The organism is Pseudomonas sp. GW823-FHT05G12 (genome assembly GCF_058795575.1).
In genome coordinates, this window is the sequence record NZ_CM179501.1 from 5,053,409 (window position 1) to 5,068,504 (window position 15,096).

The window sequence follows — 15,096 nt, forward strand, 5'->3', positions numbered from 1 at the left end:
CGAAATCATCCAGGGTTCAAGCCACCGCACGCGGCGGATAGACCCGGGTAGGCACGAAAGGAATCAGGCAGATCAGGGCCATGGCGATACAGGCCAGCACCAGATAGAGGTCAGCCGAGGTCAATACCTGCGCCTGGTCGTGAATGCGCTTGGCCAGGCCGGCGGCGTTGCCGTCGACCAGCGGGGCGTTGCCCAGGCTGTCCACCAGGTGATTGGAATGGAAATGCCGGCGCAGGGTGCCAAGAACATCCAGCAGGCCACCGGCGATGACGGCGGCCAGGCCCTTGACGGTGTTGAACCAGCTGGAGGCGAACGGGCCTTCCTGCGGGGTCATGCCATTGGTGGACAGCATCAGCAGCGGCAGCACTGCCATCGGCTGGCCGAACACCTGCAGCAGGTAGAACGGGTAGAAGTCGCCACGGATCCACTCGCTGGTCAGCAGGCTGCTGCCAACACAGGACACCGCCAGCAGCACCAGGCCAATGCCCAGCACCCAGCGGCAGTCCACTGCCCGGATGTTGCACAGTGCCGCCGTCAGCGGCAGGGCGATCAGTTGCGGCATGGCCACCAGCATCATCAACGGGCTGGTCTGCGCTGGGCGGTAGCCCTGGATCTGCGCAAGGTAGGCCGAGGGGATGCTGCCCACACCCGAGAGCACGATCAGCACACCGGCCAGGGTCACCAAGGCGAAACTCAAGTTGCGCCGCTGCAACAAGCGCAACTGGAAAAACGGCAACGGCTCGGACCACTCGTTGTACATGAACAACACCAGCAACAGCAGGCCACCCCCCAGCAGCCAGCAGATCAGCGGCGAGTCGAACCAACCCCAGCGGTCGCCCAGCGAAAGGCCCAGCACAGTGCAACTGATGGCGGGCAGGCCCAGCAGTACGCCCCGCCAGTCGAACTGTTTGAAACGCTCCAGGCGCAGCGGGTCCTGCGGCAGCCCCCAGCCTACGCAGACCATGGCCAGCAGCGACGGCAGGATGATCTGCCAGAATGCCCATTGCCAACCGACGTATTCGGTCCACAGCCCCGCCAGCGGCGTGCCGAGGTTGGGGCCAAAGGTGGCGGTCAGGGCGTAGCAGGCCAGGCCATAGACCTTGATACCTGGCGGCAGAAAGCGCAGGGCCACGCTCATCAGCATCGGCGGCAAGGCGCCAGCGGCAAAGCCCTGCAGTACGCGCAGCAACATCAAGCTGTGCAGGTTGGGGGCGAACGGTTGCAGCAGGCCAAGCACGGCGAACAGACCCACTGCGCTCATGGTGAAGCGGCGCAGCGAGAAGGTCGTGGCCAGCCACGGCGCAAAGGCCATGGCCGAGACCGAAGCGGCGCTGTATACCGCCAGCAACCAGGCACCTTCATCGGCGCCGATGCCCATGGCGCCGCGGATATCGGCCAGGGAAATCTTGGTTACCGACTCGTTGAGGCCGGCGCACAGCACAGCCAGCAATACACCGAACAACCCGACCACTACCTGCAGGCCGAACGCAGCCTGCGCGGGCGCAGCCGGCGCAGGGGCGGCGGCCATGGCGGCAGACGGGACGGACAGGGAACTCATGGGCAGACATCTCCGGCAACAAAATTTGCGACTGGAGCAAGTCTAAAAAGGTCGAATGCTTACGAAAACTGACTTGTTGGCAGTTTTATATTGCGTCAAACGCAATCGGGCAGCGGATGCGCACGTGCCCCACGCCTCAAGGGTCCATCCTGCCGCACGCCTTCAACGTCTGCCGCAGCCAGCGATGGGCCGGGTCGTTATCGAACCGCGGGTGCCATGCCTGCATGACGTTGACCTTTTCCAGTGGCACAGGGATCTCGAAGGACCGCAATGGCAGTTTCAGCCGGTTCACACTGTTCAGGATATTGGCGGGTATCGGCAAGATCAGGTCCGAGTCCGGCAGCGAAAACATCGCGGAGTGAAAACTCGTCGTGATCAGCGCTACCCGGCGCTCCACCTTGTAATTGGCCAGCGCCACGTCGATAGGCCCATTGGCACGGCCACGGCGTGACACGCTGATGTGCGGGTAGGCGGCGAAGCGCTCAGGGGTGATCTCGTCATCGAAAACCGGGTGCCCTTCACGCGCCAAGCCCACGAAGTAGGTGTTGAACAGGCTCTGAGCCTTGATTTCGGGGCCCAGATCAATGGCTGAACTGATGATCAGGTCGATTTGCCCATTGCGCAGCACCGCATCATCGTCGCCGCTGCCCTCCGGCACAAAACGCAGCACCGTATGCGGTGCCTGGGCCAGCATCATGCGCAACAACTGAGCGCCATACAGGGCGATGAACAGGTCATTGGTGCGGATGTTGAAGGCACGGTCCAGGTTCACCAGGTCGACATCGTCGCGACTGCGAAATACCTGCCCGGCCTGCTCCACCAGGCCATGCACCTGCTCGCGCAGGGCCAGCGCACGTGGCGTCGGCACCAGGCCACGGCCGGCGCGCACCAGGATCGGGTCGCCCAGCGCTTCGCGGATACGCCCCAGGGTTCGGCTCATGGCTGCCGGGCTCAGGTTCATGCGTTGCGCCGCGCCAACCACGCTGCCCTCGTCGAGCAAGGCATCGAGGGCGACAAGCAGGTTCATGTCCGGAAGTTGCATGGCCGTTTTCCGTTACAGCTGTAGGGAATGCGATGGTATCAGGTAGATGGATTGCACCGGACGCAATGCGCTTGTGCGTGGTGGGCCATTTATTCAGGGGAAGGGTTGGGTCAAGAATGATGCATGGCAGGTTTGGCCCTTTCGCGGGTAAACCCGCTCCTACGTTGGTCTACGCGAAGAGGCCGCCCCAGCCCCCCAAATACATCAAGGATTCTGCATGCCCAGCCCCGTCCTGATCGCCATCGACGCCTCCCCCGCATCTGCCGCCCTGCTTGCCCTCGCCCGCCGCTACTGCCGCCCGGGCGAGCACGAACTGCACGTGCTGCTGGCCATCGATTCGACCTTCGCGGTGCACGAGCAACCCGCGCCCTACACCGCCGAGGAACTGGAAGAATACCCCGCCGCCTGCATGGAACAGCAGCATGCCGACCATGCCGTAGCCGAGGCCGTGCGCGAACTGCAGCAAGCCGGCTTCGCCAGCCAGGGCTGCATGGTGGCCGGGCTGCCGGTTGAAGCGATTGTGGCCAAGGCGCAGGAATTGAACTGCGAGCTGATCATCATGGGCCACCGCCACCTGTCGCGGCTGGGGCGGTTACTCGACCCGTCGATCAGCGCGAAGGTGATTGATCAGGTCGAAGTGCCGGTGTTGGTGGGGGCGGCGAGTGCATGATTGGAGCGATGTGCCGCCTGTAAGATCGAGCACCACGCGAGCGGCGCTCAATCAGTCTGGCGACCTGCCTCTCAAGGCGAACTCGGCTTCACCACCACCGTACAGGTCGTCCCCGCCGCCAGCAAAAACCCTTCTGGCACTTCATCGATGTGAATGCGCACCGGCACCCGCTGTGCCAGCCGCACCCAGTTGAAGGTCGGGTTCACGTCGGCGATCAGCTCGCGGCTCTGTGGGTTGTCGCGGTCATAGATGCCGCGGGCGATGCTCTCCACATGCCCCTTGAGACGCTCGCCGCTCATCATCTGCAATTCGGCCTGGTCACCCACCTTCACATGCGGCAGCTTGGTCTCCTCGAAGAACCCGTAAACCCAGAACGAGTGCTCGTCGACCACCGCCATCACCGCTTCACCGGTACGCGCATAGTCGCCCTTGTGGATATTCAGGTTGGTCACGTAGCCGTCAACCGTCGCCACGATATGCGTACGCTTGAGGTTCAGTTCGGCTGCGGCCAACTCGGCCAGGGCTTGTTGATAATCGGCTTGGGCGGCATTGGCGATGTTGCTGGCGTCGTCGCGGTTTTCCTTGGAGATCACCAGGTTGTCCATGTCGGCACGGCGCTTGGCATTGACCTTGCGCATTTCCCAGGTGGCCTTGCGCGAGGCGACCAGTGCCTTGGCCTGGTCGACTGCCAACTGGTAGTGCTCAGGGTCGATCTGGATCAGCAAGTCGCCCTTCTTCACCCGCTGGTTGTCCTTGACCGGTACATCCACCACGTAGCCGGGCACGTCGGCAGCAACGTTGATGATGTCGGCACGCACACGGCCATCACGGGTCCATGGCGTGGTCATGTAGTGCAGCCACAACTGGCGACCGATGGCCACGGCAGCGACCAGCACCAGCAGGGTGGCGATCAGGCTGAAGAACTTTTTCATCGAAGGATTCTCACCAGTAGACAGACAGCGCCATGGCGCCGAACAAGCAGACGAACAGGCTCAGGCGCAGCAACGCCGGGTGCCAGAAGAAGCGGTAGCCATCATGGCTGGCAATGAAACGGTCCAGGCCCCAGGCCAGGCCCAGGGCAAACAGGAACATCAAGGTCATGGTGGGCATGTACACGCCATGGAAGGCGATCTCACGGGGCATGGTGCAGTCCTTTCGCCGGTGCCAGTGGCGACTGTGGGTCCAGCAGGGAAGTACGGATGAAGTGCAGGTAGCTTTGCACGCGGCGCAGCACCGAGGTGTCGAAGTGCCGGGCGAATGGCTCGTCGGTGGCCTGCACGCGGGCGATGGCGTGGTCCACTGCCACCAGTGCGCGCTCGTGGTTGCTGGCGCTGGGCTGCAGGAACAGCCGGGTCAGCGCACGGCCCATGACACGGATTGCCTGGCGCCAGGGCTGCGACTCGGCATAGGCCGGGTGCACCGGGGCGCGGGCTTGCTCCTTGCGCAGCTCGATGACGGCGTGGCCGATCTCCAGCACGGTAAACATCCAGCCCATCAGCTGGCTTTGCACCTGCGGCTTGCCGGCCGCCAGGCCATAGGCCTGGTGCAGCAGGTCGCGGGTGCGGCTTTCGAAGGCCGAGCCCAGACCGCGCAGGCGGCCGCTGATCGCGAACAGCACCTGCTCGCGCAACGCCTGCTCCAGGCGGCTCCACAGCCAGCGGCTGTTGGGCGGCAGGATGATCGCCCCGGCGGCGGCACAGACGAACATGCCGATCACCATGCCGATGTAGTCGTTGATGAAGGTGTACGGGTCATAAACGGTGAGGTTGTTCGGCACCGAACCAATCGCGAAGAACACCAGCAGGCCGATGCCATAACCGGCGTAGGCAGGGCGCGACGAAAGAAACGCGCCCAGCACGAACACGGGCGCCAGCACCATGCACAGCAGCGGGAAACCGTCGATCCAGGGGAACACGAAGAAGGTTTCGAAGAAGCCGACAAAAGCGCCGATGGCCGTGCCGCAAGCCATCTGGAACGACATGCGCTTGGGGTTGGGTGACGCTGCCGAAAGGCATACAGTGACCGTGGCGATCAGGGTCATCATGGCACCACTGGGCCAATCGCTGAGCAGCCAGTAACTGCCCAGCAGCAACAGCACTGCCGAGGCGCGCACACCGGCGGCCAGCGATACCAGCCAGCTGGTCTGCGCCACGTAGGGCTCGTCCCACTGCTCGCGCTCGTGCTTGTGGGCGGCCAGCGAGGCATGGGTTTCGGCGTAGCTCAACATCTCGTCGACGAAGCGGTACAGCAGCTCGAACGCGGTATGAAAATCGAGCAGGTCGGACTCGCTGGGGTCCGTTGCCAGGTACTCAGCCCGCAGCCCCCGCACCTGGGCCTGCAGGCCTTCCTTGTAGGCGGCCAGCTCCAGGGTCAGGCGCAGCGCATCGGCGTCAGTCAACGCCCGGTCCACATAGGGCTGCAGCAACTCCACAAGGGTGTTCAGGCCTGGTTCGATGGCACTGACGATCTGCAGCGGGCCACGGGCACGCAGGCGCTCCAGCAAGCGGTGCAAGGCATTGAAGCGGGTGGTGATGGCCATGAACTCGCTGTTCATGCGCACCAGCCGGCCACTGCGACGGCGCATGTGCGGGTCTTCGAAAGCGGTGACGTTGCGCAGGCTCTCGAGGCCCACTGCCTCTGCCACGAAGCGCACGTTGCTGCTCTCGAAGCGGTCCTTTTGACTGTCGCCACGCAGGGCCTCGACCACCACCCCGGCAAACACGCCAAAGCGCTGGTACAGGGCGTTGCGCATTGCGGCACTGGCCGACTGCGGCAGGATCGCGGCACTGACGAAGGTCGACACCAGAATACCCAGGGCGATTTCCAGCGCCCGCCATACCGCTGCCATGAACGCCTGGTCGGGGTGTTGCAGCACCGGCAGGCCGATCATCGCTGCGGTGTAGCCGGCCAGCACGAAACCATAGGCGCGGAAGGTGCGGTAGCGCATGGCACCGGCCGAGCACAGGCCCACCCACAGGGCCAGGCTGGGCAGAAACAGTTCGGTGTTCTGCGGAAAGATGGCAATCAGCGCCACCATCATCGCCGAGCCGGCCAGGGTGCCGAGCACCCGATAGAAGCTTTTCGCGAACACATGCCCGCTTTGCGGCTGCATGACGATGAAAACAGTGATCATCGCTGTACGCGGTTGCGGCAGCTCCAGGCGCATGGCCAACCACAAGGTGATGAACGCAGCGGCCAGCACCTTGAAGATGTACACCCAGGTCACGCCGTCGGTGCGCGCCCAGGCAAAGAAGCCCCGGCGCCATTCCAGGCTTTGCAGCCAGCGCACGGGCAAACTGGAAGTGCTCATTCGGCGTTATCCGGCTTCTTGTCGAAAATGGCCAGGGTGGCCGGGGTCTTAGGTGCTGCCTGGCGTTCCTCTTTCGGCACATCCTGACCAGCCTGCAGGCCACCACCCAGGGCGGTGACCAGCTCGGCATGGGCAATCAGGCGGGCGGCCTGCACCTGCTGCTGCACCTGCTGCTGGCGGAACAGCAAGGTCTGCGCGTTGAGTACGTTCAGGTAGTCGGTAAGGCCGCGCTGGAACGCGACCATGGCGATGTCGTAGGTTTTCTGCGCGGCAGCAACCGATTCGGCGGCGAAGTGCGACTGTTCTTTCATCGACTCGCGGCGGATCAACTGGTCGGAGATGTTTTTCAGCGCACCGACCACAGTCTGGTTGTAGCGCGCCACGGCCACGTCATAGCCGGCGGAGGCCACGCCCAGCTGCGAGCGCAAACGGCCACCGTCGAAGATCGGCAGGCTGATGGCCGGGCCGACGTTGTAGTTGAACTTGCGCCCGGTCAGGAATTCCAGCGGGCCACCGCCGGTGGCCATGAAGCCCAGGCTGCCGACCAGATCGACGTTGGGGAAGAAGCCGGCGTGGGCGACGTCGATACCCCGCGCCTGCGCGGCCACCTGCCAGCGGCTGGCAACTACGTCGGGGCGCTGACCAACCAATTCGGCCGGCAGGTTCGACGGCAGCTTCAGCGGTGCAGCCAGGGCCAGGGTCGGGCGCTGCAACTGGGCGCCTTCGCCCGGGCCCTTGCCTGCCAGTGCCGCCAGCTGGTTGCGGGTCAGGGCAATCTCTTCGTTCAGGCTGTCGAGCTGGCGGTGGGTTTCCGGCAGCGGCGCTTCGGCCTGGCTGACTTCGAAGTGGGTGCCGATGCCGGCATCCAGCCTGCGCTTGGCCAGGGCCAGGATCTGTTCTTGCTGCTCCAGCTCGGCCTTGACGATATCGCGCTGGGCAAAATGCAGGCTCAACTGGATGTAGGCACGCACCACATTGTTCTGCAGTTCCAGCTGCGCCTGGCGGGCTTCGGCCACGCTCATGTGCGCCTGGTCCACGGCCTGCTCGCTGGCATTGCGTTCACGGTCCCACAAGTCGAGGGCGTAGCTGAAGCCGATGGCAGCGTTGTTGTCCCAGGTGTTGGCACCGGACAGCGCGCCAGGGCCATAGAACTGGTCTTCCGGCCAGTTGTGGCGCTTGAGCGTGGCCTGGCCGTTGGCCTGGAGCTTTTCCGCCGACTCGACCACACCGGCCATGGCCTTGGCTTCGCGCACCCGCGCCGCAGCCATGGCCAGGCTCGGGCTACCGGCCACGGCCAGGGCAATCCAGCGGTCCAGCTGCGGGTCGCCATAGGCGTGCCACCACTGCTGGTCAGGCCAGTGGGCGTCGGTCGCGGCTTCGCGAATGGCCGCGTCGGTGGTCAAGGTATTGGCTTGCAGCGTCTTGCTTTGCGGGGCAATGCCCCAGGTTCCGATACAGCCGCTCAAGGTGAGGGCAAGGGCACTGGCACTGAACGCCTTGAGCGTTCTGATGATGCGACGCGGCACAGCTGCGATTTCCCGAGGAAGAGGTGAAGGGGGCCGGGCAATTCTAGGGGGCGGCAGCACTGGCGATAAGCACAGATTCCTGCGAATCTTTGTTACCAAAACAGCGATAATCCGCCTTTGGTCGAAGGCAACTTTTTCTCTTTTCCAAGTTACTTCGTGACACAATTTTGTCCTCTACCTCGAGAGTGACCCATGGACACCCTGCAAAACATGCGTGCTTTCAGTTGCGTAGCCCAACTCGGCAGCTTCACTGCCGCTGCGGCGCAACTGGATACGACCACCGCGAACGTGTCGCGGGCGGTCTCCAACCTGGAAGCCCATCTGCAAACAAGGCTGCTCAACCGTACCACCCGCCGCATTGCGCTGACCGAAGCCGGCAAGCGCTACCTGATGCGTTGCGAACAGATTCTTACCTACGTCGAAGAAGCCGAGGCCGAAGCCAGCGACGCCCATGCGCGCCCGGCCGGGCAGTTGAAGGTGCATTCGATGACCGGGGTCGGCCAGCACTTCGTGGTCGATGCCATCGCCCGCTACCGCGAAACGCACCCGGACGTGACCTTCGATTTGACCATGGCCAACCGCGTGCCCGACCTGCTCGACGAGGGTTATGACGTCTCCATCGTGCTGGCCACCGAACTGCCCGACTCGGGGTTCGTTTCGCAGCGCCTGGGCATCACCTACAGCATTGTCTGTGCCTCGCCCGCCTACATCGCCCAGCATGGCGTGGCGCACAAGCCTGCCGACCTGCTCAAGCACGCCTGCCTGCGCATGGTCAGCCCGGTGATACCGCTGGAGAAATGGCTGTTCGATGGCCCGGAAGGCCAAGAGATGGTCAACATCACCAGTTCGCCGTTCATGGTGAACACCGCCGATGCCATGAAGACTGCGATTCGCAGTGGCATGGGCGTAGGCGTGCTGCCGATCTATTCGGCTATCGAGGGCCTGCGGGACGGTAGCCTGGTACGGGTGCTGCCCGAATATCGCCTGCAGGAGCTGAACCTGTATGCCATCTATCCATCGCGGCAGTATCTGGATGCCAAGATCAAGACCTGGGTCGAGTACCTGCGCAACTCGCTGCCAGAGATTCTTGCCGCGCATGAGGCAGACCTGAAAACCCATCAGGTGCTGATCGCCAACTAAAAAGCTGCTGCATTGCGGGGGCGGACAATGGTAGGTTGCTAACCATTGATTTCGCCTGTTCCGGCCCCTTCGCGGACAAGCCCGCTCCTACAAGGCACCGCGCCCCCCCGTAGGAGCGGGCTTGCCCACGAAGGGACCAGCACAGCCCCACCCCGCCTTGCAGAGAAGTTGCCCGATGAAAAAGACCGTCCTGGCCTTCAGCCGTATCACCCCGGCCATGGCCGAACGCCTGCAGCAAGACTTCAACGTGATCCTGCCCAACCCCAAGCTCGGCGACATCAGCGCCCAGTTCAACGAAGCCCTGCCCGAAGCCCATGGCCTGATCGGCGTTGGCCGCAAGCTCGGCCGGGCGCAGCTTGAAGGTGCGGCCAGGCTAGAAGTGGTGTCCAGCGTGTCGGTCGGCTATGACAACTACGACCTCGACTACTTCAACGAGCGCGGCATCGCCCTGACCAACACCCCCGACGTGCTGACCGAAAGCACCGCCGACCTGGGCTTCTCACTGATCATGGGCTGCGCCCGGCGCACCGCCGAGCTGGATGCCTGGACCAAGGCCGGCAACTGGCAGGCCACCGTGGGCCCGGCCCACTTCGGCAGCGATGTGCATGGCAAGACCCTGGGCATCGTCGGCATGGGCAACATTGGTGCAGCTGTGGCACGCCGTGGCCGCTTCGGCTTCAACATGCCGATCCTGTACAGCGGCAACAGCCGCAAGACCGCGCTGGAGCAGGAGCTGGGCGCGCAGTTCCGCAGCCTGGATCAGTTGCTGGCCGAAGCCGACTTCGTGGTCATCGTGGTGCCGTTGTCCGATGCCACCCGCAAGTTGATCAGCAGCCGCGAGCTGAAGCTGATGAAGCCGAGTGCGTTCCTGATCAACATTGCCCGTGGGCCGGTGGTGGATGAGGCGGCGCTGATCGAGGCGCTGCAGGCGGGCACCATTCGCGGCGCAGGCCTGGATGTGTACGAGAAGGAACCGCTGAGCGACTCGCCGCTGTTCAAGCTGCCCAATGCGCTGACCTTGCCGCACATTGGCTCGGCTACTGCCGAAACCCGTGAGGCCATGGCCAACCGGGCGATCGACAACCTGCGTGCGGCGCTGCTGGGCGAGCGGCCGCGGGACCTGGTGAACCCGCAGGTGTGGAAGGGCTGACCGTTTTGGAGTGCCTGTGCTGGCCCCTTCGCGGGTAAATCCGCTCCTACCATTTGGAGTGCCTGTGCTGGCCTCTTCGCGGGTAAACCCGCTCCTACAATTTGGAGTGCCTGTGCTGGCCCCTTCGCGGGTAAACCCGCTCCTACGATTTGGAGTGCCTGTGGTGGCCTCTTCGCGGGGAAACCCGCCCCTACGATTTGGAATGCCTGTGCTGGCCTCTTCGCGGGTAAACCCGCTCCTACAACGGGTGTGCACTGCCCTGTAGGAGCGGGTTTACCCGCGAAAGGGCCGGCCCAGGCAACCCATCACCTATTTGGCGACCACAACACCCTCAGCCCCCCTGGCCCGGGGCTTGCGAAACACCAGCACATTCCCCGCCATTACCGCCACCAAGCCGAGCAAGGCCGGCGCCGTCCACTGATAACCCTCGGCCACCGCCGACACATTCAACGCCACCAGCGGGAACAGCACCGTGCAGTAAGCTGCCCGCTCCGGCCCCATGCGCCCGACCAAGGTCAGGTAGGCAGTAAACGCAATCACAGACCCCGGCACCACCAGGTACAGCAACGATCCGATATAGCGCGCATTCCACTCCATGCTGAACGGCACGCCACTGACCACACAGAACACCGCCAGCATCACCGCCCCATAGACCATGCCCCAGGCATTGGTCGTCATCGGCTTGAGCCCGGCCTTCTGCTGCATGCTCGACAGCATGTTGCCGGCCGAGAAGCACAGCGTGCCCAACAGGGCCAAGCCAAGGCCGTACAGGGTTTCGCGGCTGGCTGCGTGATGCGACAGCTCCGGCCAGAACAGCAGGCCCAGGCCAAGCAGGCCCAAGGCTCCACCGCCAAGCACATTGCTGGCGATTCTCTGCCCGAAGAAAATGCGGGCGTTAAGCGCGTTCCACAGTGTGGCAGTGGAGAACACCACCGCGATCAGGCCGCTGGCGATCCACTGGCTGGCGCTGAGGAAGCAGATGAAGTTGACGCAGAACAGGCACAGGCCCTGGGCCAGGCAGATCTGGTGGCCACGGCGGTTCATGGGTTGCAGCCGGCGGGTAATCAACAGGAAAGCAAACAGGATCAGGCCGGCCAGGGCGAAGCGGTAGACGATCGAAACCGGGATCGCGACCACGCCTAGCTGGAGTTTCAGGGCGATCCAGGTGGTGCCCCAGATCAGGACGGTGAGCAGGTAGAGTGACAGGTTCATGGTGGCGGTTCCTTGGGCCTTTGGAAATCGGTGCCCGGCGCTTCGCGGGTAAACCCGCTCCAACAGGGATCACCAGTGTTCTTTCGATCGGCCTCTGGCTGCTTGCACGAACTTGCGCTTTTCTTGCGCCGGTGGATGTCACTCGATCCTGGGCGCAGTAGGATGGCAGGCAAGAGGACCCGCCAATGACGCCACTCACCCAGTTGCAAGTGTTCAACGCCATGCATGCCTCGCCCAACGCCAGGCTGGAGCTGAGCGCGCACCTGGGCGACGGACTGGCGGCGGCCTTGTGGAGCAACCGTGACGATGCGCGCGACTACCAGGCGCCTAGCCATCACACCCTGTCGTGCTACATCGCCGACGGCACCGGCACCTTCCGCCGCCAGCGCCCGGCCGACAAAGGTGCGCCCGACAAGCTGTGCGTGATGCCGGCCGGGCAGGAATCGAACTGGGTCGTCAATGGCGCGATCCGCCTGGCACACCTGTATGTCAGCGAGGCACAGTTCGCCCTAGGCTGTGTACGCCTGCTCGACCGGGAACCGCGCGAGCTGCAACTGCAGGAAGCGACCTTTCTGGACGACCCGCAGCAGGCTGCCCGCTTCCGTCAATTGATCCAGCTGGACTGGGACGAGCCCGGCGAGCGCCTGCTGGCCAGCAGCCTGGCGCACGAGATCGTGGACCATGCGCTGCTCAGCCAGGTCGGGTTGCGCCAAGGCCTGCGCCTGAAAGGCGGGCTGGCGCCAAACCTGCGCCGGCAGCTGGTCGACTACCTCGAGGCACACCTGGACCAGCCCATCACCCTGGACGAGCTGGCGCTGCGCTGCAATCTGTCCGAATACCACTTTGCGCGCATGTTCCGCGCCAGTTTCGGGCTCCCGCCGCACCAGTATCTGCTGGCCCGGCGGCTGCACCGGGCATGCCAGCTGTTGCGGCTGGGCGTGTTACCGCTGGGGGAGATTGCCTTGTTGTGCGGGTTTGCCAGTGCCAGCCATTTCAGCAACCGGTTTCGCCAAGCTCTGGGGGCCACACCTGGCGAATACCGCAAGGCCTTTTTCACCTGAAAAAGCGCCCGCTCTGCGGCCCCCTTTACCTAGAACTCGAAGGTGCTCGACAAACTGACCTGCCGCGCATCGCCAATCGCCACAAAGTACTGGTTCACCGCCGAGCTGTAATACACCTTGTCGAACAGGTTCTTCACGTTCAGTTGCAGGCGCACGTTGTGTTCGTCGAGTTTGGTTTCATAAGTGGCAAACGCATCGGCAACGGTATAGCTCGGCAGGTCGAAGGTGTTGGTCGCGTTACCCGAACGCTCGCCCACATAACGGGCGCCGGCACCGAAGCGCAGCCGGTCCCCCCCGAACAGGCTGCCAAAGTCATACACCGCCGACAGCGAGCCGCTGTGCCGGGCCACGTTCTGCAGGCGATTGCCCTCAAGATCAGGGTCCTTGGTGACCTTGGCATCGGTCAGAGCATAGCTGCCGATCAGGCTCCAGCGCTCGCTGAGCTGGCCGGTTACGTCGAGTTCCACACCGCGTGAACTGACCTCACCCGCATTGCTGTAGACCGTCTCGCTTGTGACGGCGTCAAAGTTCGAGACCAGTACATTGCGCTTGGTGATATCGAACAATGCCAGGGTGCCTGTGATGCGGCCTGGCATGTCGAGCTTGGCGCCCAGCTCCCACGCCTTGCCCTCCTCAGGCGCCACCGAGGAGTCGAGCACGACATTGCCGGTCAGCGGCGCGATGGTCGAGTTGGGCTTGAACGACTCGCTGTAGCTGCCATAGAACGAGAGCTGGTCGTCGACTTTGTAAACGATACCGGCGTGGGGTACCCAGGCCTGGCCACTGATGTCGGTATTGGCCTTGAACGGGCGACCGCGGCCAGCGTACTGGTCGTACTGCTGGAAACGCGCACCTGCAACAAGGATCCAGTGCTCATCGAGGTGCAGCGCGTCCTGCACGAACAGCGCATCGGTGCGCAGCTTGTCGGTCTGATCGCTGTCGCTGGCTCGTACGTTGGTGCCCTCCACTTCCTGTCCGTAGACCGGGTCCAGATAACTGAACGTGGACTGTGGTGTCTGGCGAATCAGGTCACCGCGAAAGATCTTGCGGTCTTCATGGTCGATGCCGAACAGCAGGTCATGCTGCATCCCCGCCAGCTCGACATTGCCATTGAGGCTCAGGGTCACGAACTGGTCACGGCTCATGGCGTTGTGGGTGCCGTCGATGCTGCGTGTCAGCGTGCCTTGGGTTTCGTTGACGCCGGTCACGCGAACCTGGCTGGCATCGTAGGTCTCACGATTGAAGCTGTAGCCGAAGTGCAGCTTCCAGTCATCGGCCAGCTGATGGTCGACTTCCAGACGATACAGGTCGGAGCGCCCTTCCATGTCGTTGAACGGCTCGTCCAGGCGGCGCGTGGCAGGGATGTTCAGCGGGTGGCCGTTGTTGCCGAAAGCGGTGCCACGGTCGAACGGATAGAGAAATTCACGGTGCTCGTAGGCCAGCACCACCTGGGTGTCTTCGCCCAGCCAGGCCAGCGACGGCGCCACCAGCGATTCGCGGTGCACGCCGTAGTTGCGCCAGTAGTCTTCGTCTTCGTGGTCGACGATCAGGCGGTAGGCGAAGTTGCTGTCACCCAGTGCGCCCGTGCTGTCGAACCCGCCACCGCTGCCGTTCTTGCCGCTGCCATAGGTCGAGCCGCGCACGGTCAGGGCGTTGTACTGCTGCAACTGCGGACGCTTGCTGACCACGTTGATGACCCCACCCGGGTCCTGGATACCGTACAGCAGCGAGGCAGGGCCCTTGAGCACTTCGACCCGCTCGGTGCTGGCGTTGAGGTTGCGGCCCTGCACCACGGGCATGCCATCGCGCATGATCGAACCGTCGCGGTTGTCGCCGAAGCCACGTTTCATCACCGTGTCGGATGTGCCGCCGAAGTTGTTGCCCTGGGTAATGCCGCTGACGTTGGCCAGGGCATCATCGAGGTTGCGCGGGGCCTGGTCGCGGATGACCTGGGCCGGTACCACGTTGATTGCCTGGGGGATGTCCTGGTTCGGGCCCTGCCCGCGCATGATCGAAGCGCTGGCCGGGGGCTGGTAGCTGTAGTCGTCCTGTTGCGAGGTCACGGTGGTGGCCTGCAGGTTGAGGGCACCGGAGGTGTCTGCAGGTTCGAGGGTCAGGGTACGTGCGTCGACGCGGCGCCAGGCCAGCCCAGCGTTGCCCAGCAGTTGTTGCAGCGCCTGCTCGGCGCTGAACCGGCCATTCAGCGCTGGCGCTTGCACGCCCGGCAACTCGAGGGTGTAGACCACGCTCTGGCCAGTGGTGCGGCTGAAGGCGTTCAGGGCCTGGGCCAAGGGTTGGGCCTGCTGGGCGAAGGCATAGGCCTGCAACTGCTCGGCCGCGGTTGCCAGGGGGGCGACAGCGAAGGCCGGGAGCGCAGCAAGGCCGAACCAGAGAGGGACGCAACGCGGGGAGAACTTCATGGACGCT

The 15,096-nt window shown here is 63.8% G+C and carries 12 protein-coding genes; 4 read left to right on the forward strand and 8 right to left on the reverse strand.

The window, feature by feature from the left end:
- Positions 1–16 precede the first annotated feature (16 nt).
- Positions 17–1,558, reverse strand: a complete 1,542-nt coding sequence (locus AC3RCM_RS23115; RefSeq protein WP_492629163.1) for an MFS transporter — start codon at positions 1,556–1,558, stop codon at positions 17–19.
- Positions 1,559–1,694: 136 nt separating this feature from the next.
- Complete coding sequence (locus AC3RCM_RS23120) at positions 1,695–2,600, reverse strand: LysR family transcriptional regulator (protein WP_019752517.1); 906 nt, start codon at positions 2,598–2,600, stop codon at positions 1,695–1,697.
- A 217-nt stretch (positions 2,601–2,817) separates the two neighbouring features.
- On the opposite strand from AC3RCM_RS23120, the gene AC3RCM_RS23125 reads away from it, so the two are divergent.
- A complete protein-coding gene (locus AC3RCM_RS23125; RefSeq protein ID WP_064491609.1) occupies positions 2,818–3,270 on the forward strand; it encodes a universal stress protein in 453 nt (150 codons plus the stop codon).
- A 71-nt stretch (positions 3,271–3,341) separates the two neighbouring features.
- Here the strand turns inward: AC3RCM_RS23125 and AC3RCM_RS23130 are convergent, their stop codons facing one another.
- The 4 genes from AC3RCM_RS23130 to AC3RCM_RS23145 are packed head-to-tail and all read right to left on the reverse strand — an operon-like array spanning position 3,342 to position 8,106.
- The gene (locus tag AC3RCM_RS23130) at positions 3,342–4,202 is read right to left on the reverse strand and encodes an efflux RND transporter periplasmic adaptor subunit (RefSeq protein ID WP_064491610.1); all 861 of its coding nucleotides are present in this window, start codon (positions 4,200–4,202) and stop codon (positions 3,342–3,344) included.
- A gap of 10 nt (positions 4,203–4,212) precedes the next feature.
- Positions 4,213–4,413 (reverse strand): DUF1656 domain-containing protein, encoded by a 201-nt coding sequence (locus AC3RCM_RS23135; RefSeq protein ID WP_003251718.1) that lies wholly within the window; start codon positions 4,411–4,413, stop codon positions 4,213–4,215.
- Complete coding sequence (locus AC3RCM_RS23140; RefSeq protein WP_104887070.1) at positions 4,403–6,580, reverse strand: FUSC family protein; 2,178 nt, start codon at positions 6,578–6,580, stop codon at positions 4,403–4,405. The genes AC3RCM_RS23135 and AC3RCM_RS23140 overlap by 11 nt, the downstream gene beginning before the upstream one ends.
- Positions 6,577–8,106, reverse strand: a complete 1,530-nt coding sequence (locus tag AC3RCM_RS23145; protein ID WP_104887069.1) for an efflux transporter outer membrane subunit — start codon at positions 8,104–8,106, stop codon at positions 6,577–6,579. Before AC3RCM_RS23145 ends, AC3RCM_RS23140 begins: the two co-directional genes overlap by 4 nt.
- Positions 8,107–8,298: 192 nt before the next feature.
- On the opposite strand from AC3RCM_RS23145, the gene AC3RCM_RS23150 reads away from it, so the two are divergent.
- Both AC3RCM_RS23150 and AC3RCM_RS23155 read left to right on the forward strand, forming a co-directional pair.
- The gene (locus AC3RCM_RS23150; RefSeq protein ID WP_003251712.1) at positions 8,299–9,246 is read left to right on the forward strand and encodes a LysR family transcriptional regulator; all 948 of its coding nucleotides are present in this window, start codon (positions 8,299–8,301) and stop codon (positions 9,244–9,246) included.
- Positions 9,247–9,421: 175 nt separating this feature from the next.
- Positions 9,422–10,396, forward strand: coding sequence for a 2-hydroxyacid dehydrogenase (locus AC3RCM_RS23155; RefSeq protein WP_020193821.1), 975 nt, complete (start codon positions 9,422–9,424; stop codon positions 10,394–10,396).
- Between the two features lie 309 nt (positions 10,397–10,705).
- Here the strand turns inward: AC3RCM_RS23155 and AC3RCM_RS23160 are convergent, their stop codons facing one another.
- On the reverse strand, positions 10,706–11,608 hold the full coding sequence (locus AC3RCM_RS23160) for a DMT family transporter (protein ID WP_064491613.1): 903 nt from the start codon (positions 11,606–11,608) through the stop codon (positions 10,706–10,708).
- A gap of 185 nt (positions 11,609–11,793) precedes the next feature.
- Between AC3RCM_RS23160 and AC3RCM_RS23165 the strand changes: the two genes are divergently transcribed.
- Entirely contained in the window at positions 11,794–12,669 is an 876-nt protein-coding gene (locus AC3RCM_RS23165) for a helix-turn-helix domain-containing protein (RefSeq protein WP_198748430.1), read from the forward strand.
- 29 nt (positions 12,670–12,698) lie between these two features.
- Here the strand turns inward: AC3RCM_RS23165 and AC3RCM_RS23170 are convergent, their stop codons facing one another.
- Positions 12,699–15,089 carry a TonB-dependent siderophore receptor gene (locus tag AC3RCM_RS23170; protein ID WP_492629164.1) on the reverse strand — a complete coding sequence of 797 codons (2,391 nt, stop codon included), beginning with the start codon at positions 15,087–15,089 and terminating at the stop codon, positions 12,699–12,701.
- Positions 15,090–15,096 lie beyond the last annotated feature (7 nt).